The sequence below is a fragment of the Streptomyces flavovariabilis genome, assembly GCF_000725785.1.
Classification (GTDB): Bacteria; Actinomycetota; Actinomycetes; order Streptomycetales; family Streptomycetaceae; genus Streptomyces; species Streptomyces hawaiiensis.
Genome location: NZ_JNXD01000019.1, coordinates 15783 through 39107 on the forward strand (window position 1 = coordinate 15783; position 23325 = coordinate 39107).

General features: G+C 70.4%; 24 protein-coding genes. 14 read left to right on the forward strand and 10 right to left on the reverse strand.

Annotation, left to right across the window (positions count from 1 at the left end; all coding sequences use genetic code 11):
- Positions 1-337 precede the first annotated feature (337 nt).
- From IO24_RS0128720 to IO24_RS0128745, 5 genes are all read left to right on the forward strand, one after another.
- A complete protein-coding gene (locus tag IO24_RS0128720; RefSeq protein ID WP_031140541.1) occupies positions 338-964 on the forward strand; it encodes a GNAT family N-acetyltransferase in 627 nt (208 codons plus the stop codon).
- A 428-nt stretch (positions 965-1392) separates the two neighbouring features.
- Positions 1393-1977 (forward strand): dihydrofolate reductase family protein, encoded by a 585-nt coding sequence (locus IO24_RS0128730; protein WP_031140547.1) that lies wholly within the window; start codon positions 1393-1395, stop codon positions 1975-1977.
- A 387-nt stretch (positions 1978-2364) separates the two neighbouring features.
- Positions 2365-2778 carry a YciI family protein gene (locus IO24_RS0128735; protein WP_031140550.1) on the forward strand — a complete coding sequence of 138 codons (414 nt, stop codon included), beginning with the start codon at positions 2365-2367 and terminating at the stop codon, positions 2776-2778.
- Between the two features lie 25 nt (positions 2779-2803).
- A complete protein-coding gene (locus tag IO24_RS0128740; RefSeq protein ID WP_031140553.1) occupies positions 2804-4024 on the forward strand; it encodes an RNA polymerase sigma factor in 1221 nt (406 codons plus the stop codon).
- Between the two features lie 10 nt (positions 4025-4034).
- Entirely contained in the window at positions 4035-4277 is a 243-nt protein-coding gene (locus IO24_RS0128745; protein WP_031140556.1) for a hypothetical protein, read from the forward strand.
- A gap of 95 nt (positions 4278-4372) precedes the next feature.
- Here the strand turns inward: IO24_RS0128745 and IO24_RS0128750 are convergent, their stop codons facing one another.
- Positions 4373-5107, reverse strand: coding sequence for a VOC family protein (locus tag IO24_RS0128750; protein ID WP_031140558.1), 735 nt, complete (start codon positions 5105-5107; stop codon positions 4373-4375).
- Between the two features lie 105 nt (positions 5108-5212).
- On the opposite strand from IO24_RS0128750, the gene IO24_RS0128755 reads away from it, so the two are divergent.
- Both IO24_RS0128755 and IO24_RS0128760 read left to right on the forward strand, forming a co-directional pair.
- Complete coding sequence (locus IO24_RS0128755; RefSeq protein ID WP_031140560.1) at positions 5213-6367, forward strand: inorganic phosphate transporter; 1155 nt, start codon at positions 5213-5215, stop codon at positions 6365-6367.
- A gap of 17 nt (positions 6368-6384) precedes the next feature.
- The gene (locus IO24_RS0128760) at positions 6385-6618 is read left to right on the forward strand and encodes a hypothetical protein (RefSeq protein WP_031140562.1); all 234 of its coding nucleotides are present in this window, start codon (positions 6385-6387) and stop codon (positions 6616-6618) included.
- Positions 6619-6677: 59 nt separating this feature from the next.
- Here IO24_RS0128760 and sodN read toward each other — a convergent pair whose 3' ends face one another.
- Positions 6678-7073 (reverse strand): superoxide dismutase, Ni, encoded by a 396-nt coding sequence (sodN, locus tag IO24_RS0128765; RefSeq protein ID WP_031140564.1) that lies wholly within the window; start codon positions 7071-7073, stop codon positions 6678-6680.
- A 145-nt stretch (positions 7074-7218) separates the two neighbouring features.
- Between sodN and sodX the strand changes: the two genes are divergently transcribed.
- The gene (gene sodX / locus IO24_RS45290; RefSeq protein WP_031140565.1) at positions 7219-7653 is read left to right on the forward strand and encodes a nickel-type superoxide dismutase maturation protease; all 435 of its coding nucleotides are present in this window, start codon (positions 7219-7221) and stop codon (positions 7651-7653) included.
- On the opposite strand, the gene IO24_RS0128775 is transcribed toward sodX, so the two are convergent.
- Positions 7536-8186 (reverse strand): CGNR zinc finger domain-containing protein, encoded by a 651-nt coding sequence (locus IO24_RS0128775; RefSeq protein ID WP_031140567.1) that lies wholly within the window; start codon positions 8184-8186, stop codon positions 7536-7538. The two genes, sodX and IO24_RS0128775, sit on opposite strands and share 118 nt — an antisense overlap.
- An 89-nt stretch (positions 8187-8275) precedes the next feature.
- Here IO24_RS0128775 and IO24_RS0128780 point away from each other — a divergent pair, with 89 nt between their 5' ends.
- Positions 8276-9049, forward strand: coding sequence for a class I SAM-dependent methyltransferase (locus tag IO24_RS0128780; protein ID WP_031140569.1), 774 nt, complete (start codon positions 8276-8278; stop codon positions 9047-9049).
- 56 nt (positions 9050-9105) lie between these two features.
- Here the strand turns inward: IO24_RS0128780 and IO24_RS0128785 are convergent, their stop codons facing one another.
- From IO24_RS0128785 to IO24_RS0128795, 3 genes are read right to left on the reverse strand one after another with little or no spacing between them, the layout of a single operon-like run.
- Positions 9106-9867 (reverse strand): amino acid ABC transporter ATP-binding protein, encoded by a 762-nt coding sequence (locus IO24_RS0128785; RefSeq protein WP_031140571.1) that lies wholly within the window; start codon positions 9865-9867, stop codon positions 9106-9108.
- On the reverse strand, positions 9864-10811 hold the full coding sequence (locus tag IO24_RS0128790) for an amino acid ABC transporter permease (RefSeq protein ID WP_031140573.1): 948 nt from the start codon (positions 10809-10811) through the stop codon (positions 9864-9866). Before IO24_RS0128790 ends, IO24_RS0128785 begins: the two co-directional genes overlap by 4 nt.
- A 32-nt stretch (positions 10812-10843) precedes the next feature.
- On the reverse strand, positions 10844-11794 hold the full coding sequence (locus IO24_RS0128795) for an ABC transporter substrate-binding protein (protein ID WP_031140575.1): 951 nt from the start codon (positions 11792-11794) through the stop codon (positions 10844-10846).
- 626 nt (positions 11795-12420) lie between these two features.
- Here IO24_RS0128795 and IO24_RS0128800 point away from each other — a divergent pair.
- The 4 genes from IO24_RS0128800 to IO24_RS0128815 all read left to right on the forward strand — a co-directional run bounded on the left by IO24_RS0128800 (position 12421) and on the right by IO24_RS0128815 (position 15916).
- The gene (locus tag IO24_RS0128800) at positions 12421-13653 is read left to right on the forward strand and encodes an NAD(P)-dependent malic enzyme (protein WP_031140577.1); all 1233 of its coding nucleotides are present in this window, start codon (positions 12421-12423) and stop codon (positions 13651-13653) included.
- Between the two features lie 414 nt (positions 13654-14067).
- Positions 14068-15033 carry a zinc-binding dehydrogenase gene (locus tag IO24_RS0128805; protein WP_031140579.1) on the forward strand — a complete coding sequence of 322 codons (966 nt, stop codon included), beginning with the start codon at positions 14068-14070 and terminating at the stop codon, positions 15031-15033.
- Positions 15034-15134: 101 nt separating this feature from the next.
- Entirely contained in the window at positions 15135-15344 is a 210-nt protein-coding gene (locus IO24_RS0128810) for an HTH domain-containing protein (RefSeq protein WP_004925761.1), read from the forward strand.
- Positions 15344-15916: a Clp protease N-terminal domain-containing protein gene (locus IO24_RS0128815; RefSeq protein WP_031140582.1), complete on the forward strand. Its 573-nt coding sequence runs from the start codon at positions 15344-15346 to the stop codon at positions 15914-15916. Before IO24_RS0128810 ends, IO24_RS0128815 begins: the two co-directional genes overlap by 1 nt.
- 36 nt (positions 15917-15952) lie before the next feature.
- Here IO24_RS0128815 and IO24_RS0128820 read toward each other — a convergent pair whose 3' ends face one another.
- Positions 15953-17014: a PadR family transcriptional regulator gene (locus tag IO24_RS0128820; protein WP_031140584.1), complete on the reverse strand. Its 1062-nt coding sequence runs from the start codon at positions 17012-17014 to the stop codon at positions 15953-15955.
- Position 17015: 1 nt separating this feature from the next.
- Positions 17016-17987: a DUF4097 family beta strand repeat-containing protein gene (locus tag IO24_RS0128825; protein WP_107063046.1), complete on the reverse strand. Its 972-nt coding sequence runs from the start codon at positions 17985-17987 to the stop codon at positions 17016-17018.
- Positions 17988-18135: 148 nt separating this feature from the next.
- Between IO24_RS0128825 and IO24_RS0128830 the strand changes: the two genes are divergently transcribed.
- Entirely contained in the window at positions 18136-18966 is an 831-nt protein-coding gene (locus IO24_RS0128830) for a hypothetical protein (RefSeq protein WP_031140588.1), read from the forward strand.
- 22 nt (positions 18967-18988) lie between these two features.
- Here IO24_RS0128830 and IO24_RS0128835 read toward each other — a convergent pair whose 3' ends face one another.
- Both IO24_RS0128835 and IO24_RS0128840 read right to left on the reverse strand, forming a co-directional pair.
- A complete protein-coding gene (locus IO24_RS0128835) occupies positions 18989-19168 on the reverse strand; it encodes a DUF6104 family protein (protein WP_018544467.1) in 180 nt (59 codons plus the stop codon).
- A gap of 90 nt (positions 19169-19258) precedes the next feature.
- The gene (locus tag IO24_RS0128840; protein ID WP_031140591.1) at positions 19259-23092 is read right to left on the reverse strand and encodes a multifunctional oxoglutarate decarboxylase/oxoglutarate dehydrogenase thiamine pyrophosphate-binding subunit/dihydrolipoyllysine-residue succinyltransferase subunit; all 3834 of its coding nucleotides are present in this window, start codon (positions 23090-23092) and stop codon (positions 19259-19261) included.
- Between the last annotated feature and the right edge of the window lie 233 nt (positions 23093-23325).

Here is a 23325-nt window from a genome sequence, read left to right on the forward strand (position 1 = left end):
GACGGACGTCGGTGCCGATGGTCGACGGCGGCTGACGGCCGTCAGGAGTCGATGCCGGCGGGCCGGTGATCGGCTGCACCAGCGACGTCCCTTCGGGCGACCGAAGGGCCGGACCCCGGAGCGCCGGGGCCGTGCGGCTCCTGACTCCGCACGGCCACCGGCCTCCGGTCGGCGGGTCCCGCACTGCCCCACGGTGTGCGGGGCCCGCCCCCCTCCGCACGTCGGTCGAGTTTGGGCAAATGTTCGATCGAATCTCGCCAAGATCTTGCCCGCATCCCTCCGTGAAGGCCAACCTCCCTACGATCAACGCCCGTCGGGACGAGCGAAGGGGCGAGGCATGGGTGTGGTCATCCGGACGGCGGGCGAAGGGGACCGGGAGCTGATCGTCCGGCTTCTGGACGAGGCGTTTCAGGACGACCCCGTGAGCGGCTGGGTCTTCCCCGACGCGGAGGACCGCCGTGCCAAGCACCCCGGGCTCATGGCCGCCTTCACCGACATCGTGCTCGCGGCCGGCCGCATCGACGTCACCGGGGACGGCTCGGCCTGTGCGCTGTGGCTCTCCATGCCCGCCGACGAGGGGCACGGCGACCATGACGCCGAGGACGAAGGACCGGCCCAGGTGCGGGAGGCGGTCGACCCGGACAACGAGCGCATCGAGAGGATCGGCCGGCTGACGGCCGCCATCCATCCCACCGGGCGGGCCCACGAGTACCTGTGGATGATCGGTGTGGCCTCCGGCCGCCAGGGCGAGGGCCTCGGCACCGCGCTCATCGAGACCGTCCTCGACCGCTGCGACCGTGAGGGGCTGCCCGCCTACCTGGAGGCCAGCAACGCCCGTAGCCGCAAACTGTACGAGCGCCTCGGCTTCGAGCCCGCCGGCCCGGTCCTCAACCTGCCGGACGGCCCGTCGATGTGGCCCATGTGGCGCGAGCCCAGGCCACAGCGGCCCGCCCGGGCCCTGTAGCGGGAAGGGCCTCGAGGGCCCCGTCGGCCCGGCCCTCCTCCGGCAGCACCGTCGCCACGATCCGCTCCACCAACCCGTCCGGCACGCCCAACCGGACAGGACGCCCGCCGGCACGCCCGGCTGGGTCAGATGCTCCAGGGGCAGCCCGAGCGTGGCCGGATACAGCACGGCGACGGACTCGTCACCCCCGGGAAGCTCAGGGCGCACAGGGCGAGGAGACGGGCCGTGCGCGGCGCGCCCAGTGATGTGGACGGAGGCGATGCCCACGGGTACTCCGGCCTGCCCGCCCACACGGAGCGCCCGGGGTACGCCACCATGCGGAGCCCCTTCTCTCACTTCCGACGGGCGCCGTAAAACCCTTGCAACCACTACAGGGGAAGTACTACAACTGAAGTCGTTACAGCGGCAGCCCACGGAAAGAGACCGGCTTGCGAAAGCTCACGTACTACATCGCCTGTTCCCTCGACGGCTTCATCGGCGACCCGGGCGGCGACGGATCGGCGATGATCCGTTTCGTCGACGAGGAGTTCCTCGCCTTCCTCAAGGCGGAATTCCCGGAGACCGTGCCCACCCAAGGCCGCCGGGCCCTCGGCATGGACGACCTGCCGAACAGGCGGTTCGACACCGTCATCCAGGGGCGGGGCAGCTACGACCTGGCTCTGAAGGAAGGCATCACCAGCCCCTACGCCCATCTGCGCGAGTACGTCGCCTCCACCACCCTGACGGAGTCGCCCGACCCGAACGTGGAGATCATCGCGGACGACCTGGTCGGCAAGGTCCGCGAGCTGAAGGCGGAAGAGGGCGAGTTCGGCATCTACCTGTGCGGCGGCTCGAAGGTCGCCGGCGAGCTGCTCGACGAGATCGACGAGCTCGTCATCAAGACCTACCCCCTGGTGTACGGCTCGGGCATGCCGATGTTCGCCGCCGGGTTCGCGCTCTCGGAGTTCACCCTGGAGTCGGCGCGCACGTTCGGAAACGGCGCTCTGGTGAGCACGTACAGCAGGAAGCGCTGAGCCCCCCACGGGCCTACCCTGAGGACATGGGCAGCGAAGAACGCGTCTGTCCCAGCTGCGGACAGCCAGTGGAAACGGTCGTCCGGCGTCACAAGACGCTGGGCGCCTGGGTCCCGCGATGGGTGGCGGGCCCGTGCCGCAACCCCGAGTGCGGGGCCCGCGACGCGGAAGACGCCGACAGCGGCCACACCGTCGAGGGCACTCGCCCCGGGCAGGCCTCCGCGGCCCCCGGTGAAACCGCCCCGCCCGCGACGCCCCCGCCGGACCCGGCTCTCGGAGAAAGCGCCGCGAAAAACTCCTGAGCACCTGTCGAGATGCGCGGCCCGGCTCCGACGTCCCCTGTGAAGAGCCGCCCACCGGGGTGGTGAGAGCCGAAGGAGCGGACTCATGAAGTACCTGGTCATGGTGCAGGGAACACAGGCGGACTACGAAGCCATGCGCGGCAAGGCGTCGGCGAACTCCCCGGCCTGGAGCGATGAGGAGCTGCAGGCCATGTTCGCCTACATGGGTGCCATCAACAACGACCTGGCCGAGACGGGCGAGCTCGTCGACGGACAGGGCCTGGCCGAGCCGGCGCAGACCCGGCACGTCACCGTCGGTGACGACGGCAAGGCCGTGATCACCGACGGGCCGTACGGCGAGACCAAGGAGCTGCTGGCCGGCTACTGGGTCCTGGAGTGCAAGAGCCTGGAGCGGGTCACGGAGATCGCCGACCGTGTCGCCCGCTGCCCCCAGCCGGCCGGCGCACCCGACTACCCGGTGGTGATCCGTCCGATCATGGACGGTTCCGGGGACATCTGAGGGCCCGACGCCGACGGACGTGCCGGTGAGGAACACACCCGAGATCGAGGACCTGCTGCGCGGCAACGCGCCGCAGGTCCTCGGTGCGCTGGTCAGACGGTACGGGCACTTCGACGCCGCCGAGGACGCCGTACAGGAGGCGCTGCTCGCGGCTGCCGGGCAGTGGCCCTCCGCGGGCGTGCCCGGCAATCCGCGTGGCTGGCTGATCAAGGTCGCCTCGCGGCGGCTCACCGACGCCCTGCGCAGTGATCAGGCCCGGCGGCAGCGCGAGGAGCGGGCGGCCGCGCTCACACCCCGGGACGCCTTCACGGCGCCGCCGCCCGGTGAGCGGGCGCCCCGCGAGGACGACACGCTCTCGCTGCTGTTCCTGTGCTGTCATCCGGACCTGTCGCCGCCCGCGCAGATCGCGCTCACGCTGCGTGCCGTGGGCGGACTGACCACGGCGGAGATCGCCCGGGCCTATCTGGTTCCGGAGGCGACGATGGCGCAGCGCGTCAGCCGGGCCAAGCAGAAGGTGCGGGGCGTGCGCTTCGGCCGCCCGGACCGCTGGGAGCAGCGGCTGCCGTCCGTCCTGCAGACCCTCTACCTGATCTTCAACGAGGGGTACACGGCCACCTCGGGCGCCGTGCTGCAGCGCCGCGACCTCGCGGGCGAGGCCGTGCGGCTGGCCCGTACCGTCCACCGGCTGCTGCCCGGTGACTGTGAGGTGGCCGGTCTGCTCGCGCTGATGCTGCTCACCGACGCCCGGCGTGACGCGCGCAGCGGTCCGCACGGCGAGCTGATCCCCCTCGACGAGCAGGACCGCGGCCGCTGGGACCGGGCCGCGATCGAGGAGGGCGTCGCGCTGGTCACCCGGGCCCTGTCCATGGGCCGCCCGGGGCCGTTCCAGCTGCGGGCCGCGATCGCCGCCGTGCACGACGAGGCATCCTCCCCGGAGTCGACCGACTGGGCCGAGATCCTGGGCCTGTACGACGTCCTCGTCGGCCTGGTCCCCGGCCCGGTCGAACGCCTCAACCGCGCCGTCGCCGTCGCCATGGTCCACGGCCCGCGCGCAGGCCTCACCGAAGTGGACGCCCTGGCCGACGAGTTGAAGGGCCACCGCCTGAACGCCGTCCGAGGTCACCTCCTGGAGCGCGCGGGCGAGCCCGAAGCCGCCCGGGCCGCCTACGAGTCGGCGGCCGCGCAGACCCTCAGCCTGCCCGAGCAGCGCTATCTCCGGGCTCGGGCGGCGCGGTTGAGCGACTAGCGTGTGAGACATGGGGACAGCGGGGGAGCGGCGTCGCACCGTGTGGCGCCGGGTGGTGATCGCGTGGGCGGTGGTCGTGGCCGTCGCGGGCGGGCTGACGCTGTGGACGCAGGACGCGGCAGAGCCCCGGGGGCCGTACGTCTGGGAGCAGACGAAGCCCGACGAGACCCCGGACCTGCCGCCCTGCCCGACGCCACCTGAGGAAGCCGGGGCCGCCGCCTGCGCGTTCGGTACCTGGACCAGGCGCTCCTGACGGGCCCTCCGCGGCGTAGCCCTCCAGCGCCCTTCTGATGGCTCCCCGCGGCGTCGCGACGCCCGGCACACCGAGAGCGATCCGCCTGAAGAGCCCTAGCCGCGCAGCCCGCCCGTCTCCGGGTCCCGGGTCGTCAGGCAGTACGTGCCGCCCGCCGGGTCGCGCATCACCGTCCAGCCGGAGAAGCCGGCCACGAAGACGGCCCCCAGTTCCTCGTGCCGGGCCCGGGTCGCCGTGACGTCCGCGCAGGCGAGGTCGAGGTGGGCGGCGGCCGGGCGTTCCTCGCCGAGGCGTTGCAGGAGCAGACGGACCGGCAGGCCGGGCGGCGGCTTGACCACGTGGAACTCCGGGAGGGAGCCCGGCAGCGACTCCCAGCCGTCGAGCAGCGCACTCCAGAAGGCGACTTCCGTGCCGTAGGCCGAGGCGGGGACGTCCAGGCACACCTGGTCGAGCCGGCTGCCCCGCACCACGCCCGGCCGTGACGACTGCCCGCGCCAGGGGTCCGCGCAGAACAGCTGCCCGCCGGGCGAGCGCAGCACGACGAGTGATCCGAGGTCGGCCGCCACACTCGCGCCGAGCCGTACCGCGGCCGCGGCGAACTCCGGTACGTCGTCCACACAGAAGTCGATGTGCGCACCACCCGGGCCCGGACCGGCCGCCTGCAGCTTCAGGCACGCGTCGGCGCCGTCGGGGAGCAGGGTGACGAACTCGTCCTGTTCCCCGCGCAGTTCGGACAGGCGGGTGTCCGTGACCGCCGTCCAGAAGTCGCACGCGGCAGCGAAGGCCTCACGCGGGCGGTCGATGAAGGCGTATGTCCAGCTGATCCTCATGGGCGCGATCGTAGAGGGCCCGCGTCGCCGCCACCCGCGTGAACCTTGACCAGCCTTTGCCGCACCGTTCCCCGTCCATTGGCCTGCGCTTGTTTGCATTCAGGAATGGACCACATCACGTTCCTCGTGGCGGTCGTCATCGTCACGGCACTCGCCTTCGACTTCACCAACGGATTCCACGACACGGCGAACGCGATGGCCACGTCCATCGCCACCGGCGCGCTCGCTCCCCGTACGGCGGTCCTGATCAGCGGTGTCCTCAACGTCGTCGGTGCCTTCCTGTCCACGGAGGTCGCCAAGACCGTCTCGGGCGGCATCGTGGACGACACCCTCGTCTCACCGGGCATGATCTTCGCGGGGCTGGTCGGCGCGATCCTGTGGAATCTGCTGACCTGGCTGGTCGGTCTCCCTTCGAGTTCCTCGCACGCCCTGTTCGGCGGGCTGATCGGGGCCGTGTGGGTCGGGGCGGGCAGCCACGGCGTCAACTTCGACAAGGTCGTCGAGAAGGTGCTGGTGCCGGCGGTGGCCTCGCCGGTCGTGGCCGGTGTCGCCGCGCTGCTCGCCACCTACCTCGCCTACCGGCTCACCGACCGGGCCCGCAAGGACTCCGTCACCAAGGGCTTCCGCATCGGCCAGATCGCCACCGCCTCGCTGGTCTCCCTCGCCCACGGCACGAACGACGCGCAGAAGACCATGGGCGTCATCACCCTCACCCTGATCTCGGCGGGCGCGCTCGGCCACGACGCCGGCCCGCCCCTGTGGGTCATCGCCTCCGCGGGCCTCGCCATCGGCCTCGGCACCTACCTCGGCGGCTGGCGGATCATCCGCACCATGGGCAAGGGCCTCACCGAGATCCAGTCGCCGCAGGGCTTCGCCGCAGAGACCGCCTCCACGACCGTCATCCTGACCTCCGCCCACCTCGGATTCGCCCTGTCCACCACCCAGGTGGCCTCGGGCAGCATCCTCGGTGCGGGTCTCGGCCGCCGGCTCGCGGAGGTCCGCTGGGGCCTCGCGGGCCGGATGGCGGTCGCCTGGATGATCACCCTGCCCGCCGCCGCACTGGTCGGGGGCCTGGCCGCAGCGGTCGTGCAGAACGGCGGGGACGCCGGTACGGCGGTCGTCGCGCTGGTCGGCGCGGCCCTCGCGGCGGGCATGGTGGTCATCTCGCGCCGCAACCCGGTGCACGCGCACAACGTCAACGACGCACACGAAGTCACCATCCGCATCGAGCCGCCGGCCACGGTCGGCACGGCCGCCTGAGCGACGGGGAGCCCGACATGCATCTGGACTGGACCGCACTCGGCCAGGTCGCCGCGGTGAGCGTCGGCGCCACCGTCGCCGTGGTCGTCGTCTTCGCCCTCGGCGTCCTCGGCCTTGCCCGGCTGGAGGGTGCCCGCGCACAGCAGGGCGGCACCTTCGCCCTCGGCCTCACCCAGGCCACCCTGTGTTTCCTCGCCTGCGCGGCCGTGGTGGCGTACGGGATCTACCTGATCGTCCCTCAGTTTCACTGAGCCCACGACGAAGGGGCCCGGCCGGTTCGCGGTCGGACCCCTTCGCCGTACGAAGGCGCTCAGGCCTTCTTGGTCTCCCAGAAGATCTTGTCGATCTGGGCGATGTAGTCCAGCGCCTTCTGACCCGTGGCCGGGTCGGTCGAGCCCTTGGCGGCCGAGAGGGCCTTCAGGGTGTCGTTGACCAGCTGGTGCAGCTCCGGGTACTTCTCGAAGTGCGGGGGCTTGAAGTAGTCGCTCCAGAGCACCGAGACGTGGTGCTTGGCGAGCTCGGCGCGCTGCTCCTTGATGACGGTGGCGCGCGCCTGGAAGTGCGGGTCGTCGTTGGCGGCCATCTTCTCCTGCACGGCCTTCACCGACTCCGCCTCGATGCGGGCCTGGGCGGGGTCGTACACACCGCAGGGAAGGTCGCAGTGTGCACTGACCTTGACCTTGGGGGCAAACAGGCGGGAAAGCATGGAGCATTCCTTCCTCGTGATCGTCTTCTCACAGGGGACATTACTCCGTGAGGGACGGCTTTTGGCGGGTGCCCCCATGGGCTTAGGACAAAAGTCCGGGGTGAGACTGAGACTGGTGGACGAAGAACCGGGGAGGTGCCGGGTGATGCCGGAGCTGTCGCAGGAGTCCGAGCGGGGCAGGCCCGCCCCGCCCTTCGGGGTGGCGGAGGTGACCGGGCCGTCCATGGTGCCCACGCTGTACCACGGGGACCGGCTCCTGGTGCACTACGGGGCCCGGGTCAGGCCCGGGGACGTCGTCGTGCTGCGGCACCCCTTCCAGCAGGACCTGCTGGTCGTCAAGCGGGTCGCCCAGCGGCGCGAGAGCGGCTGGTGGGTGCTCGGGGACAACGCGTACGCCGGCGGCGACAGCACCGACTACGGCGTCGTGCCCGACGACCTGGTGCTGGGGCGGGTCCGGTTCCGCTACCGGCCGCTCAGGCCCGGCCGGCGGTCGCCCTGGGCGGTGCTGGGCTGGGTGCTGTCGGCCGCCAGGCCGGTCTTCTCCGACCGGTCGGCCTCCAGGCGTTTGCGGGCGCGGTAGGCCGCCACGTTGGCGCGGGTCGCGCAGCGGTCGGAGCAGTAGCGCCGGGAGCGGTTGGTGGAGGTGTCGAGAAAGGCGTTGCGGCAGGGCGGCGCCTCGCACAGGCCGAGCCGGTCCACGCCGTACTCCGTCAGGTGGAACGCCAGGCCCATCGCCGCGATCGCCGCGTAGCCCGCGGTGGCGTTCGACGGGTGGTCCGCCAGGTGCATGTGCCACAGGGGGCGGCCGTCGTCGTCACGGAAGTCGTGCCCGGAGATCTGCGGGCTGACCGGGAACTCCAGCAGCAGCGAGTTCAGCAGGTCGACGGCGAGCCTCTCGTCGCCGGAGTCGGCCGCCTCGAAGACCGCGCGCAGCCGGGCCCGGACCGAGCGGAAGCGGGTCACGTCCGCGTCGGTGGCGCGGCGGGCCGCCGACTGGCTGGGCCCGAACAGATCGCGGACGACCTCGACCGACGTCAGGGCGTCCTTGCCCCGGGCCGGTTCCTCGGTGTTGACGAGGCGCACGGCATAGTCCGAGTAATAGGCCAGTTCCACTTGTAGTCCTTACGGAGGGGCTTTAATGTCGTGAGCGCGCACTTGTAACAGCTGATGGTGCTTCCAGGGTATTACGAGGGAGGGGCTTGATGACGGACGCGGACACCACCACGACCGCCACCACCGACTGGCAGGCCTGGCAGGAGAGCTGGGACCGGCAGCAGGAGTGGTACCTGCCCGACCGCGAGGAGCGGTTCCGGATCATGCTCGACATGGTGGAGGCCGTCGTGGGCACCGCCCCGCGCGTGCTCGACCTCGCCTGCGGCACGGGCAGCATCACCGCCCGGCTGCTCGCCCGCTTCCCCGACGCCACCAGCACCGGCGTCGACCTCGACCCCGCCCTCCTCGCCATCGCCGAGGGCACCTTCGCGGGCGACGACCGGGTCACCCTCGTCACCGCCGACCTCAAGGACCCCGACTGGCCGGCGAAGCTGCCGCACGAGGCATACGACGCCGTCCTGACCGCGACGGCCCTGCACTGGCTGCACCGGGAACCCCTCGCGGACCTCTACGGCCAGGTCGCGGGACTCGTCCGCACCGGCGGTGTCTTCATGAACGCGGACCACATGATCGACGAGACGACGCCCCGGATCAACGCCGCGGAGCGGGCGCAGCGGCACGCCCGCATGGATCAGGCCAAGCGGGACGGCGTCCTCGACTGGGCCGAGTGGTGGCAGCTCGCGGCGAAGGACCCGGTTCTCGCGGAGTCCACGGCCCGGCGCTACGACATCTACGGCGAGCACGCGGACGGCGACATGCCGTCGGTCGGCTGGCATGCGCGCGTGCTGCGCGAGAAGGGATTCGGCGAGGCCAGGCCCGTGTGGTGCTCGCCCTCGGACACCCTGCTGCTGGCCGTGAAGTAGCGCAGACGAAGGGGGCGGCACGGAGATCCCGTACCGCCCCCTCGCTGTGCGTACCGTCAGAGCACCTTGGACAGGAACGACTTCGTCCGCTCGTGCTGCGGGTTCGTCAGCACCTCGCGCGGGTGACCGGATTCGACCACCACACCGCCGTCCATGAAGACCAGGCTGTCGCCCACCTCGCGGGCGAAGCCCATCTCGTGGGTGACGACGATCATCGTCATGCCGGACTCGGCCAGGTCGCGCATGACGTCCAGGACGTCACCCACCAGCTCCGGGTCGAGCGCCGAGGTCGGCTCGTCGAACAGCATCAGCTTCGGGTCCATGGCCAGGGCCCGGGCGATGGCGACGCGCTGCTGCTGGCCGCCGGAGAGCTGGGAGGCGTAGTTGCCCGCCTTGTCGGCCAGACCCACCCGGTCCAGCAGTTCCAGGGCGCGCTCCCGGGCCTTGGCCCTGCTCACGCCCTTGACCTGGACCGGCGCCTCCATGACGTTCTCCACGGACGTCATGTGCGGGAACAGGTTGAAGCGCTGGAAGACCATGCCGATGTCCCGGCGCTTGACCGCGACCTCGCTGTCCTTCAGCTCGTAGAGCTTGTCGCCCTTCTGCCGGTAGCCGACCAGCTCGCCGTCGACGTACAGGCGGCCGGCGTTGATCTTCTCCAGGTGGTTGATGCACCTGAGGAAGGTCGACTTGCCGGAACCGGAGGGGCCGATGAGGCAGAACACCTCGCCGGACTTCACCTCCAGGTCGATGCCCTTGAGGACCTCCACGGGGCCGAAGGACTTGTGGACGCCCTCGGCCTTGACCATGGCGTTCATGCGGTGCCTCCCGTCGACGCCGAGCGGTTGGACAGGGACAGCACGTTGGCCTTGATCTTCTGGAACGGCGTGTCCGGGAGCGATCGGCTGGAGCCACGCGCGTAGTACCGCTCCAGGTAGTACTGGCCGATGCTGAAGACCGACGTCATGAGCAGGTACCAGGCCGCCGCCAGGAACAGCATCTCGGCGGGGGCGCCGGAGGTCTGCCCGATGTCCTGAGCGGCGCGAAGCAGCTCGGGATACTGGACGACCGAGACCAGAGAGGTCGTCTTCAGCATGTTGATGACCTCGTTGCCCGTCGGCGGCACGATCACGCGCATCGCCTGCGGGATGACGATCCGGCGCAGCGTCTTGGCGTGGCTCATGCCCAGCGCGTGCGACGCCTCCGTCTGGCCTTCGTCGACCGAGAGCAGGCCGGCACGGCAGATCTCCGCCATGTACGCGGCCTCGTTGAGGCCGAGGCCCAGCAGCGCCGTCAGGAACGGGGTCATGAAGTCCGACCACTCGTCCTTGTAGAACGGCCCGAGGTTGATGTACTCGAAGACCAGGCCCAGGTTGAACCAGACGATCAGCTGCACCAGGACCGGGGTGCCGCGGAAGAACCAGATGTAGAACCACGCGATCGACGAGGTCACGGGGTTCTTCGACAGGCGCATCACGGCGAGCATGACGCCGCCGACGATGCCGATCACCATGGACAGCACCGTCAGCAGGAGCGTTTTGCCCACGCCGTCCAGGATCCGGTCGTCGAAGAAGTAGTCCGGGATCGCATCCCAGTTGATCTTGCCCTGGGAGAACGCGTAGACGACCCCGACCAGCAGGGCGATGGCTACGACGGCGGAGACGTACCGCCCGTAGTGCCGGACCGGGACGGCCTTGATGGCCTCCGGTCCGGCCGGGGGCGTGTCGGACGGCCCCGACGTCTTGTCGATGTCAACAGTCACGGGTGTTGCCTTTCAGTGCCGCTAGGGCGCGGTCACTTGCCGCCGTTGATGGTGGCTTCCTGCACGGCGCCGGCCGTGACGCCCCACTTCTTCATGATCTTCTCGTACTCGCCGTTCTCGATGACGGCGTCGAGAGCGGCCTTGAGGGCGTCCCGCAGCTGCGCCTGGTTCTTGGCGACCGCGATGCCGTACGGAGCGGCCTCGACCTGCTCGCCGACCAGCTGGAAGTCCTTGCCGCCACCGGAGGTCTTCACGGCGTAGGCGGCGACCGGGAAGTCGGACGAGCCGGCGTCGGCGCCGCCCGCGCGCAGGCGGGTCTGGGCCTGCTGGTCGTTGTCGAAGGGCTCGATGGCGATCTTCTTGCCGGCCGGGCACTTCTTCGACTCCGCCTTGGCGAGGTCCTCGGAGACGGTGCCGCGCTGCAGCACGATCTTCTTGCCGCACAGGTCGGACCAGGCCTTGATGCCCTGGTCGTCGCCCTTCTTGGTGTAGATCGAGACACCGGCGGTGAAGTAGTCGACGAAGTCCACGCCCTCACCGACCTTCTTGCCGGTGTCGGAGTCGATGCCCTCCTGGCGGTCCTTGGTGTCGGTCATCGCGGACATGGCGATGTCGTACCGCTTGGAGCGCAGACCCGTGATCAGCGTGTCGAAGGTGCCGTTCTCGAACTGGAAGTCGACCCCGAGCTGCTTGCCCATGGCGGCGGCGAGGTCCGGGTCGATGCCGACCACCTTGCCGGAGCTGTCCTTGAACTCGACCGGGGCGTAGGCGATGTCGGAGCCGACCTTGATGACACCCTTGTCGCGGATGGCCTGCGGCAGCTTGTCGGCGAGCGGGGCCGAGGCCGCGGTGTCGCTCGAGCCGGTGTCCTTGGTCTGGTCACCGCATCCGGTGAGCATCAGCGCGCCTGCGACCGCGATCGCACCGACCGCTGCTAGCCGGGAGTGCGCGGCGGTCGTACGACGGGTGGAGCTTGCGGTCATGGTGGGTTCCTCCGGCGGATGGGTGGAGTTGCCGATGGGGCGGGCCGCAGCCGATGGGTTCGGAGCGGCCGTGGCACGCCGAAAGGCTCGGCAGTGCCGTGGGTCGACGAGAGCACACCTCTTCGAGTGTCGCGACCTCGTGTGATTACGGCATCTTGCCATTCGGACTGCGGCATTCTGGGGGCCAGCCATGTCAAAATCGGATAACGGGCGACCCCCGAACCGCACCACTCCGGTACATCACGGCCGGACCTTCTATGGGAATCAACCCTTCCGGCCGGAAGATCTTCGGTAAATCCCGAGATTTCGACACGGGGGCCGAGGGCTTCGACGATGGTTGAGTGGTTGTGGCTCGTTTGTCCAGGTGTTGTCCCGATTTTGGACGAAGAGTCAGGGCGCCGTCATGTGACCTTCGCGTTATGGACTCGTCGTCGATGCCGTCCGTCCGGTAAGAAGGGTCTTTACACCCCTCATCCGGGGCTCAGGGCGCGTGTGCGGCGCGCCCGTCGCGTACGCGCCCGTACGTATACACGTACACAGCACGGCATGGGCCTACGCGGTGCCCGCCCACCCCTCACCAGGAGTGGCCACCCTCAAACCAATGAAGATTTAAGGGGTAAAACGAAGTGGCAGCGGAGATCGTCAATCCTCGCAGCGAAAGCAAGACCGGCGATACGGACCACGAGGGCAGTGCGGAGCCCCTCGACTCCTTCGACCCGGCATTCGCGTTGCACCGCGGCGGCAAGATGGCTGTGCAGGCCACCGTGCCGGTCCGTGACAAGGACGACCTGTCCCTGGCGTACACGCCCGGCGTCGCGAAGGTGTGCAGCGCGATCGCGGAGCAGCCGGAGCTCGTGCACGATTACACGTGGAAGTCATCGGTCGTGGCCGTCGTGACGGACGGTACGGCCGTGCTGGGGCTCGGGGACATCGGACCCGAGGCCTCCCTCCCGGTGATGGAGGGCAAGGCGATCCTGTTCAAGCAGTTCGGTGGCGTGGACGCGGTTCCGATCGCCCTGAACTGCACGGACGTCGACGAGATCGTCGAGACCGTGGTGCGGCTCGCGCCGTCGTTCGGCGGGGTCAACCTGGAGGACATCTCGGCACCCCGGTGCTTCGAGGTCGAGCGGAAGCTGCAGGAGCGGCTGGACATTCCGGTCTTCCACGACGACCAGCACGGGACGGCCGTGGTGACGCTGGCCGCCCTGCGGAACGCCGCGCGGCTGAGCGGGCGGGCGCTGGGTGAGCTGCGCGCGGTCATCTCCGGCGCCGGCGCGGCCGGTGTCGCCATCGCGAAGATGCTGGTCGAGGCCGGGATCGGGGATGTCGCGGTGGCCGACCGCAAGGGTGTCGTGTCGGCGGACCGGGACGACCTCACGCCGGTGAAGCGGGAGCTGTCCGGGTTCACGAACAAGGCCGGCATCACCGGGTCGCTGGAGTCGGCGCTGGACGGGGCCGATGTGTTCATCGGGGTCTCCGGTGGGACGGTTCCGGAGTCCGCGGTGGCGACGATGGCCAAGGGCGCGTTCGTCTTCGCCATGGCGAACCCGAATCCCGAGGTGCACCCCGAGGTCGCGCACAAGTACGCGGCGGTCGTCGCGACCGGGCGGTCGGACTTCCCGAACCAGATCAACAACGTGCTGGCGTTTCCCGGGATCTTCGCGGGGGCGCTGCAGGTGCGGGCCTCCCGGATCACCGAGGGGATGAAGCTGGCCGCCGCGGAGGCGCTGGCCGCTGTGGTCGGGGACGATCTCGCCGCCGACTACGTCATTCCGTCGCCGTTCGACGAGCGGGTCGCTCCGGCTGTCACGGCCGCGGTGGCGGCTGCGGCTCGGGCCGAGGGTGTGGCTCGGCGCTGACGCCGGTGTTGTGTGGCCCCGCCCGGGATCGGGCGGGGCCACTTTTTTGCAGTGGGGTGCGGCTGTTCGGGTGAGGCGCGGCTGTTCGGGTGGGGTGCGGGTGGGTGTTTACGCGTGGCGCCGGGTGGGGGTCGGGGCCGTGTCGGGGGGTGTCCGTCCTCGGAACGGCGCGATGGGGTCTCCCGCCGACTGACTGTTCGTTGACGCGCCAACCAGCTGCTGGCGGACACCCCCCCGACACGGCCCCTTGCGTCGTCCGGCGGGTGCGGGAGCGTACCGCCTCGCGCCGCATGCGCATGGCTGCGGGCGGCTGTCCGGCTCGCCCCAGCAACACCGCCGCGCACCTGGCAAGAGGGCGTGTCTCACAGGGCCGGATGGTTCCTTCGGTCCCTCGCGGAACCTATCGTCGAGGCCATGTTCGCTGTCTACGCCGCCCGAATCGACCGCGACCAGCCGCTGTCCGGCCTGGAGTTGGGAGAGCGTCCCGCTCCCGAGGCCCGTCCCGGCTGGAGTACCGTCACGGTCAAGGCCGCCTCCCTCAACCACCACGACCTCTGGTCCCTGCGTGGCGTGGGCCTCGCAGAGGACAAGCTGCCGATGATCCTCGGCTGTGATGCCGCCGGTGTCGACGAGGACGGCAACGAGGTCGTCCTGCACTCCGTGATCGGACAGAGCGGGCACGGGGTCGGCCCGAAGGAACCCCGTTCCATCCTCACCGAGCGCTACCAGGGCACCTTTGCCGAGCGGGTCGCCGTGCCGACCTGGAACCTTCTGCCCAAGCCCAAGGAGCTTTCCTTCGCGGAGGCCGCCTGTCTGCCCACGGCGTGGCTGACCGCGTACCGGATGCTGTTCACCAACGCGGGTGTCCGCCCCGGCGACTCGGTGCTGGTGCAGGGCGCCGGCGGTGGTGTCGCCACGGCCGCCATCGTGCTGGGTAAGGCCGCCGGGCTCCGGGTCTTCGCGACCAGCCGGGACGAGGCCAAGCGGAAGCGGGCCGTGGAGCTCGGCGCCGTCGAGGCGCTGGAGTCCGGGGCGCGGCTGCCGCATCGGGTCGACGCCGTGATCGAGACCGTCGGGGCCGCCACCTGGTCGCATTCGGTGAAGTCGCTGAAGCCCGGCGGCACGCTGGTCATCTCCGGTGCCACCAGTGGCGACCGGCCCTCGCACGCGGAGCTGACCCGGATCTTCTTCCTCGAGCTCAAGGTCGTCGGGTCCACGATGGGGACCAAGGACGAGCTGGAGGACCTGCTCGCGTTCTGTGCCGCCACCGGTGTCCGGCCCGTCATCGACGAGGTCATGCCCATGGACCGGGCGCGTGAGGGCTTCGAGCGACTGGCCTCGGGTGAGCAGTTCGGGAAGGTCGTGCTGACGAACTCCTGAGTCCTCGCGAGGGTGCGTTGACGGTCGGTCCGGGGCGGGCCGACCGTTTTCGTTTGTCAACCATGGTTGACGCGAGTGAGATGTCAACGTAGGTTGACGTCATGACCGAAGCGACCGATCTGGCCGAGCGTGCGGGTGACCGTGATCCACGGGTCGGCCTGCGGGCCGTCGCCGCGCTGCGTCGGCTGCTGGAGCAGTTGGAAGCCGTACAGGTGCGCAATGCGCGCAATCAGGGCTGGTCGTGGCAGGAGATCGCCGCGGAACTCGGTGTGAGCAGGCAGGCCGTGCACAAGAAGTACGGGAGGCATTGATGTTCGAGCGGTTCACGCAGGACGCCCGGGAAGTGGTGAAGAGCGCGTACGCGTATGTGGACGGGGGTGGTGAGAGCGGGCAGTGCGTGGAGCCGGAGCATCTGTTGCTGGCGCTGCTCGACCGGGAGGGCAGTCGTGGGTCCTTCGCCCTCGCCGCTCTCGGGCTCGGTGAGCGGCGGGAGTCCGTGCGGGAGGCGCTGCGTGAGGCGCGACGGCGGGCCGGGCTGACGCAGGCCGAGACCGACGCGCTCGCCGGGCTGGGGATCGACGTGGAGGCGATCGTCGCCCGGGTGGAGGAGACCCACGGGGTCGGTGCCCTGGCCGGCGACCGCAAGGACAAGCGGTGGTGGTCGGGCCGGACCTCCTTCGGCCGGGGTGCCAAGGACGTGCTGGAACGCTCCTTGCGGGTCGCTCTCGCACAGCGGGACCGGCACATCGGGGACGAGCACATCCTGCTGGCCCTGACCCTGCGCCCCGGTGTGCCGGCCGAGGTCCTCGCCGACCACGGGGTGACGTACGCATCCCTGGTGCGGGTGCTGTATGGCAGTGGTGGCGAGGCCAAGGCCGGCTGAAGCTGAAGGGCTGCGCCCATGCGCTCCCGGGGGCGCCTACTTCCTCTGCGTGCGCAGGAGGGCTCCTATGTGGGCCGCCGCCGTCGACAGGTGGCGGCGGGCGTCGCTCAGCTGGTCGGGGGTGACGCCGTGGTCGCGGGCCGCGTCCCGGATGTCGTCCCGGAAGCGGTCGAGCAGGCGGTCCAGGTCGCGGGCCGGGTCGCCGGTGGAGTCCGCGGCGTCCTCGTGGGCCCAGGCCGGTTCGTAGGCGGCGGGGAAGTCCTCCGCGGGCTGTGCGGGCGTCGGTTCCGTGGCCGGCTTGCCGGTGCCGGTGCCTGTCCAGTCGAAGCCGAGGTCCTTGCCGTAGTCCTTCCCGAACTCGCCCACTTCCTTGGCCAGTTCGCTCAGGCCCTCGCGCAGACCCGTCGGCCAGTCACCGCGGGCGAAGTGGTCCTGGACCTGCTCCTGGACGCGACGGGTGATGCGCTGCACCTGTTCCTGGGCCTGGGCGCGGGCCTGTTCCTGGGCCTCCTTCGCCTGGCGGCGTGCGCGCTGGGCGTCCTCGCGGGCACGGCGGCTCTCGTCCTTGGCACGCCGGGCCTGCTCCTTCCACTCCTGTCGGGCGCGGCGCATCTCCTCCTTGGCGATGCGCCAGGTCTCCTTGTCGCCGTACTGCGAGAAGTCGCCGTGGGGGGCGCCTGCCGAGCCGTCGGTCCCATTGCCGGTGTTCCGGCGGGCCTCGCTCGCCGCCGCGCGCATCTCCCGGCGCAGGTCGCCGGCGGCTCCGCGCACGTCGGCCTGGATCTCCGCGGCCAGTTCCGCGACCGACTCCCCGATCTCCAGCTCCAGGTCGGCCAGCTCGCCGCTGCGGTCGGCCAGTTCGGCGCGGCCCGCGTCGGTGATCGAGTAGACCTTGCGGCCGCCCTCGGTGGTGTGGGTGACCAGGCCTTCGGCCTCCAGCTTGGCCAGGCGCGGGTAGACCGTGCCGGCCGACGGTGCGTACAGCCCCTGGAAGCGCTCCTCGAGGAGGCGGATCACCTCGTAGCCGTGGCGGGGGGCCTCGTCCAGCAGCTTCAGCAGGTAGAGGCGGAGGCGGCCGTGGGCGAAGACGGGGGGCATGTCAGAGCACCTTCTTGTCGGTCGTGCCGTCGGCCGGGACGCTGGTGGGGTCATCGCCCGGGCCGGAGACGGAATTGTCTCCCGAGTCGTCCTGGGGGCCGCTCGCCGGGGTTGCCGCCGCGCCGGGGCTGCCGGGCGGGGTGTCCCACGGCTCGTCGTGCCCGTCCTCTCCGGCCGGGCGGCGCAGCAGGGCGATCGAGCCGGAGACGGTGGTGGCCCGCAGGTTGCCGGTGCCCGCGCCGAGGCGGCCCGTGATCTTGTGGGCGCCCCACTGGCCGTGTACCCGCAGGCCGTCGAAGGCGTTGGAGACGGAGCCGCTCGCCGTGTTCGCCTCGACCTCCGCGTCCGCCGGGTACGGCAGCCGGATCGCGATCTCGCCCGAGACGCTGGTCAGCCGGACGTCCGTCGGGCCGTCGGGGTCGAGGTCGACGATCATCGAGCCGCTCACCGAATCCGCCCGCACGGAGGGGCCGGAGCCCTCGACCACCGTGAGGTCGCCGGAGACGGAGTTGAACCGCAGGTCACCCGTCACGTCCTGGGCCTCCAGGCTGCCGGAGACCGTGTCGGCGCGGACCGGGCCGGAAAGGCCCACGAGCGTGGTGTCGCCGGTGACGCCCTTCACCACCGACGGGCCCTGGATCCCTGAGATCACGGCCGCCGCGCCCACCACGCCCACCTCCACGCGGGTGCCGGCCGGGACGGCCAGGGAGACCACCGCGCTGCGACGCCAGCCCTTGCGGTCCAGCCACTTGAGGAAGCCCTTCCAGGGCAGGTCCTCGTAGGCCACCGTGAGGATGCCGTCCTGCTGGGTCACCACCAGGGGTGGCCCCTCGATCTCGGAGATCTCCAGGCGGGCGGAACCTTCGTCGGTGCCCACCACGTTCACCGTTCCGTTGACGAGACGTACGTGCAGATCGCTCACGCACTCGTCGAAGGTGAGCTTCCTCGGTTCCGTGACGGACCACTCGGACATGGTGCAGACCTCCCCGACTCGACGCGCCATATCGCGTCTTCTCGTATTCACGATATATCGCGGTCGGGGAAAGTCAAGACACCCGTTCTGGGGATGGCCGGGCGGCCAAAAGCTCTCAAATAAGGATGATTCGGCCTAGCGTGTGAGCATGCCGACGGAAGCTGCCCGCACCGGCCCCGCGTCCGGGGCGCTGCTGCTGTGCCGGGCGGCACCCGCGTCCGTCGCTCCCGTCGCCCATCTGCTGCGCGAACCGATGCAGCTCACGCGCGCGGGCGGCGACTGGAGCGCCCTCGTCCCCGAGGGCCGGCCCTGGCGGGACGGCGCCGAACCCGTCGACCGCGTGGTCACCGGCTGGGCCACGGCACTCGCCGTCGGCGCGCCCTGGCCTGTCCTCGCCCTGTGGTGGGACAGCGACCACGCGGGATTCACGCTCGCCTCCGGCTTCCGCCGCCCGGTCGGCTTCGTATGGCTCGCGAGCGGTGTCCCGGTGGGGGAGGACGAGGCGATGCGCACCTTCGCCGCACGCCTGGGTCTCGACCCCGTCCTGGACGTCGAGGCCCTCGACCGGCTGACGAAGCCCGACTCCGCGGCCGACGCCCGCACCCGCCTGCGCGGCCTGCTCGCGGTCCTCACGCGCGTGGGCGTCTCCCTGCCCGCCGGACTCGCCCCCGGCGAACCCGCCGACCGCCTCCGGCAAGCAGCCGCCCGCCGGCCGGACAGCCTGCCCGTCGAGTGGCCGGGCTGGCGCGAAGCGGTCGCGGAACGCGACACCGTCGACCATAGCCGCCTCGGGCCGTGGATGCCCTGGGCGGGCGGCCCCAGGGCCGGTGCCCTGGCCCTGGCGCAGGTGGCGGCGGGCCTGCCGCTCCTGGTACGGGGCCTGCGGCGGCGGGGCAGCGGCTGGGCCACAGCCGGCGCCCTGCTCCTCGCGCACGGCGCATGGGGCCTGGCATACGCCCTGGCTCACCCACGCGACTGACGCCCCGACGGCGACGCGTCTCCTACTCGTCGTCCTCGTCGTCCAGCCTCGCCAGCCACGTCGCCAGCCGCTCCACCGGTACCTCGAAGTCGGGATTGAGATCGACGAACGTCCGCAGCTGCTCGGCGAGCCACTCGAAGGAGACTTCCTCCTCGCCGCGCCGCTTCTCCAGTTCCTCGATGCCACGGTCCGTGAAGTACATGCCTCCAAGGATATGTGCGCGAAAAACGGCCGGGCCGCACCCCCCGAGTGGGGGATGCGGCCCGGCCACGCACGAACTGCGCGAGGGCGATTACGCCTCGAACACCTCACGCACCAGCTGCTCCTGCTCCGCCTGGTGCCGCTTCGCGGAACCCACCGCCGGGGACGAGCCGTGCGGGCGCGAGATGCGCCGCAGCCGCTCGCCGTGCGGGACGTCCGCGCCGACCGCGAGGTCCAGGTGGTCGATCAGGTTGAGCGCGATGAACGGCCAGGCACCCTGGTTCGCCGGCTCCTCCTGGGCCCACAGGTACTTCTCGGCGTTCGGGTACTTCTTGATCTCCGCCTGGAGCTCGGTACCCGGCAGCGGGTACAGGCGCTCGATGCGGATGATCGCCGTGTCCGTCACGCCGCGCTTCTGACGCTCGGCCTCCAGGTCGTAGTAGACCTTGCCGGCGCAGAAGACGACCTTCTTGACCGCGGCCGGGTCGACCGAGGAGTCGCCGATGACCGGCTGGAACTGCCCGGTCGTGAACTCCTCCGCCTTGGCCGCCGCCGCCTTCAGGCGCAGCATCGACTTCGGCGTGAAGACCACCAGCGGCTTGTGGTGCGGGTTGTGCACCTGCCACCGCAGGAGGTGGAAGTAGTTCGACGGCGACGTCGGCATGGCGACCGTCATGTTGTTCTGGGCGCACATCTGGAGGAAGCGCTCCGGGCGGGCCGAGGAGTGGTCCGGGCCCTGGCCCTCGTAGCCGTGCGGCAGGAGCAGGACGACGCCGGACGTCTGGGCCCACTTCTGCTCGGCCGACGAGATGAACTCGTCCACGACCGTCTGGGCGCCGTTGACGAAGTCGCCGAACTGCGCCTCCCACATCACGAGCGCCTCGGGGCGGGCCAGCGAGTAGCCGTACTCGAAGCCCATCGCCGCGTACTCGGAGAGGAGGGAGTTGTAGACGTTCAGCCGCGCCTGGTCCTCGGAGAGGTACTGCAGCGGCGTGTACTCCTCGCCGGTGCTGCGGTCGATGATGACCGCGTGGCGCTGGCCGAACGTACCGCGCTGCGAGTCCTGGCCCGCCAGGCGAACCGGGACGCCCTCCAGCAGGAGGGAGCCGATCGCGAGGGTCTCGCCCATGCCCCAGTCGATCGTGCCGTCCTCGACCATCGACGCCCGGCGCTGCAGCTGCGGCAGCAGACGCGGGTGGACGGTGATGTTGTCGGGGATGTTGACCTGGGACTCGGCGATCCGCTTGACGACCTCCGTGGTCACCGCGGTGTTCACGGCGACCGGGAACTCGGCCTGCGGGTCCGAGGACTCGACCGTCCCGGGCTGGGACGTGGCCTCACGGACCTCCGTGAAGACCTTCTCCAGCTGGCCCTGGTAGTCCTGCAGTGCCTGCTCGGCCTCTTCCAGGGTGATGTCGCCGCGACCGATGAGGGACTCGGTGTAGAGCTTGCGCACCGAGCGCTTCTTGTCGATCAGGTCGTACATCAGCGGCTGGGTGAAGGCCGGGTTGTCCGACTCGTTGTGACCGCGGCGGCGGTAGCAGATGAGGTCGATCACCACGTCCTTGTTGAACGCCTGGCGGAACTCGAAGGCGAGCCGCGCGACGCGGACCACGGCCTCCGGGTCGTCGCCGTTCACGTGGAAGATCGGGGCCTCGATCATGCGGGCCACGTCCGTCGCGTACATGGAGGAACGCGAGGACTCGGGGGCCGCGGTGAAGCCGACCTGGTTGTTGATGACGATGTGGACCGTGCCGCCGGTGCGGTAGCCGCGCAGCTGCGACATGTTCAGGGTCTCGGCCACCACGCCCTGGCCCGCGAAGGCCGCGTCGCCGTGGATCGCCACCGGCAGGACGGTGAAGTCCGTGCCGCCCTTGTTGATGATGTCCTGCTTGGCGCGCGAGACGCCCTCCAGGACCGGGTCCACCGCCTCCAGGTGCGAGGGGTTCGCGACCAGGGAGACCTTGATCTGCTCGCCGTCGAGACCGGTGAAGGTGCCCTCGGCGCCCAGGTGGTACTTCACGTCACCGGAGCCGTGCATCGACTTCGGGTCGAGGTTGCCCTCGAACTCGCGGAAGATCTGCGCATACGACTTGCCGACGATGTTGGCGAGGACGTTCAGCCGGCCGCGGTGGGCCATGCCGACGACGACCTCGTCCAGGCGGGACTCGGCGGCCGAGTCCAGCACGGCGTCCAGCAGCGGGATGACGGACTCGCCGCCCTCCAGGGAGAAGCGCTTCTGGCCGACGTACTTCGTCTGCAGGAAGGTCTCGAAGGCCTCGGCGGCGTTCAGCCGGCGCAGGATGCGCAGCTGCTCCTCACGCTCCGGCTTGGTGTGCGAGCGCTCGATGCGGTCCTGGATCCACTTGCGCTGCTTCGGGTCCTGGATGTGCATGAACTCGACGCCGGTGGTGCGGCAGTACGAGTCGCGCAGCACGCCGAGGATGTCGCGCAGCTTCATCAGGGACTTGCCGGCGAAGCCGCCGACGGCGAACTCGCGCTCCAGGTCCCAGAGCGTGAGGCCGTGCTCGGTGATGTCCAGGTCGGGGTGCTTGCGCTGCTGGTACTCCAGAGGGTCGGTGTCGGCCATGACGTGGCCGCGGACCCGGTAGGAGTGGATCAGCTCGAAGACGCGGGCGGCCTTCGTGACGTCGTCGTCGTGGCTGGCGTCGATGTCCTTGAGCCAGCGGACCGGCTCGTAGGGGATGCGCAGCGCCTCGAAGATGTCGTCGTAGAAGCCGTTCTCACCGAGGAGGAGGTTCGCGACGATCCGCAGGAACTCGCCGGAGGCGGCGCCCTGGATCACCCGGTGGTCGTAGGTCGACGTGAGCGTCATGACCTTCGAGATGCCGAGCTTGTTCAGCGTGTCCTGGGACGTGCCCTGGAACTCCGCCGGGTAGTCCATGGAGCCGACGCCCATGATCACCGACTGGCCGGGCATCAGACGCGGCACCGAGTGGACCGTGCCGAGGCCGCCGGGGTTGGTCAGGGAGACCGTCACGCCGGTGAAGTCGTCCATGCCGAGCTTGCCGTCGCGGGCGCGGCGGACGATGTCCTCGTAGGCCTGCCAGAACTCGAAGAAGTTCAGCGTCTCGGCCTTCTTGATGCCCGCGACCACGAGCTGGCGGTCGCCGTTGGGCTTGACCAGGTCGATGGCGAGGCCGAAGTTGACGTGCTCCGGCTTGACCAGGGTCGGCTTGCCGTCCTTCTCCGCGAAGGAGTAGTTCATCGACGGCATGGCCTTGATGGCCTGCACCATGGCGTAGCCGATCAGGTGCGTGAAGGAGATCTTCCCGCCCCGGGCGCGCTTCAGGTGGTTGTTGATGACGATGCGGTTGTCGAAGAGCAGCTTCACCGGGACCGCGCGCACGGACGTGGCCGTGGGCACCTCCAGGGAGGCGTTCATGTTCTTCGCGACCGCGGCGGCGGGGCCGCGCAGCACGACCTGCTCGGGGCCCGCGGGGGCCTCACCGGCGGGCTCGGCCTTCTTCGCGGGAGCGGCCTGCTTGGCGGCGGCCGGCTTCGCGGCGGGGGCGGCCTTCGCCGGAGCGGGGGCCTGGGCCGGGGCCTGCGCGGCGGGCTTGGCCTGGGCCGGAGCCGGGGCGGGGGCCGGCGCGGCGGCGGGCTTCTCGGCCGCCGGGGCGGTGGCCTGGGCGGGAGCGGCCGGAGCGGCCGCCTGAGCGGTGGTGGTCCCCGCGGCCCCCGCGGCCGCGGTACCCGCCGGAGCCGAGGCGGCGGCCGCCCCTGGCTTGTAGTCGGCGAAGAAGTCCCACCAGGCTCGGTCTACCGAATTCGGGTCCTGGAGGTACTGCTGATAGATCTCGTCGACGAGCCACTCGTTGGCACCGAACGATGCGGCAGGGTTCTTCCCCGCTTGGTCGGTGTCGGTCGAGATGCTCGAGTTACTGGGGGACTGTGGCGACACGGCGGCAACCGCCCTCTTCCGCTTCACAAAATGATGGACAGCGGGAATCAAGGCTACGCCCCCTGGACGGGGAAGGTCAGGCCGGGCCCGTTCAACGTCGTGCAAGTCACATCTGAAAGCGTGTTTCGGGGCTTGAAATGGCGGGAAACAAGCGTAGTTCCGCTTAAGGAGGGAAGAGCGGGGCAGGGCCCCGGACGCCGATGGCGCGGGCCTGTGCCTGATCACACGTGTCC

Excerpts from the sequence above, each read along its gene's own strand:
- IO24_RS0128720 (WP_031140541.1), top strand. The coding sequence starts at position 338 with ATGGGTGTGGTCATCCGGACGGCGGGCGAAGGGGACCGGGAGCTGATC.
- IO24_RS0128735 (WP_031140550.1), top strand. The coding sequence starts at position 2,365 with ATGAAGTACCTGGTCATGGTGCAGGGAACACAGGCGGACTACGAAGCC.
- IO24_RS0128745 (WP_031140556.1), top strand. The coding sequence starts at position 4,035 with ATGGGGACAGCGGGGGAGCGGCGTCGCACCGTGTGGCGCCGGGTGGTG.
- IO24_RS0128750 (WP_031140558.1), bottom strand. The coding sequence starts at position 5,107 with ATGAGGATCAGCTGGACATACGCCTTCATCGACCGCCCGCGTGAGGCC.
- IO24_RS0128755 (WP_031140560.1), top strand. The coding sequence starts at position 5,213 with ATGGACCACATCACGTTCCTCGTGGCGGTCGTCATCGTCACGGCACTC.
- IO24_RS0128760 (WP_031140562.1), top strand. The coding sequence starts at position 6,385 with ATGCATCTGGACTGGACCGCACTCGGCCAGGTCGCCGCGGTGAGCGTC.
- sodN (WP_031140564.1), bottom strand. The coding sequence starts at position 7,073 with ATGCTTTCCCGCCTGTTTGCCCCCAAGGTCAAGGTCAGTGCACACTGC.
- sodX (WP_031140565.1), top strand. The coding sequence starts at position 7,219 with ATGCCGGAGCTGTCGCAGGAGTCCGAGCGGGGCAGGCCCGCCCCGCCC.
- IO24_RS0128780 (WP_031140569.1), top strand. The coding sequence starts at position 8,276 with ATGACGGACGCGGACACCACCACGACCGCCACCACCGACTGGCAGGCC.
- IO24_RS0128785 (WP_031140571.1), bottom strand. The coding sequence starts at position 9,867 with ATGAACGCCATGGTCAAGGCCGAGGGCGTCCACAAGTCCTTCGGCCCC.
- IO24_RS0128795 (WP_031140575.1), bottom strand. The coding sequence starts at position 11,794 with ATGACCGCAAGCTCCACCCGTCGTACGACCGCCGCGCACTCCCGGCTA.
- IO24_RS0128805 (WP_031140579.1), top strand. The coding sequence starts at position 14,068 with ATGTTCGCTGTCTACGCCGCCCGAATCGACCGCGACCAGCCGCTGTCC.
- IO24_RS0128810 (WP_004925761.1), top strand. The coding sequence starts at position 15,135 with ATGACCGAAGCGACCGATCTGGCCGAGCGTGCGGGTGACCGTGATCCA.
- IO24_RS0128815 (WP_031140582.1), top strand. The coding sequence starts at position 15,344 with ATGTTCGAGCGGTTCACGCAGGACGCCCGGGAAGTGGTGAAGAGCGCG.
- IO24_RS0128820 (WP_031140584.1), bottom strand. The coding sequence starts at position 17,014 with ATGCCCCCCGTCTTCGCCCACGGCCGCCTCCGCCTCTACCTGCTGAAG.
- IO24_RS0128825 (WP_107063046.1), bottom strand. The coding sequence starts at position 17,987 with ATGTCCGAGTGGTCCGTCACGGAACCGAGGAAGCTCACCTTCGACGAG.
- IO24_RS0128830 (WP_031140588.1), top strand. The coding sequence starts at position 18,136 with ATGCCGACGGAAGCTGCCCGCACCGGCCCCGCGTCCGGGGCGCTGCTG.
- IO24_RS0128835 (WP_018544467.1), bottom strand. The coding sequence starts at position 19,168 with ATGTACTTCACGGACCGTGGCATCGAGGAACTGGAGAAGCGGCGCGGC.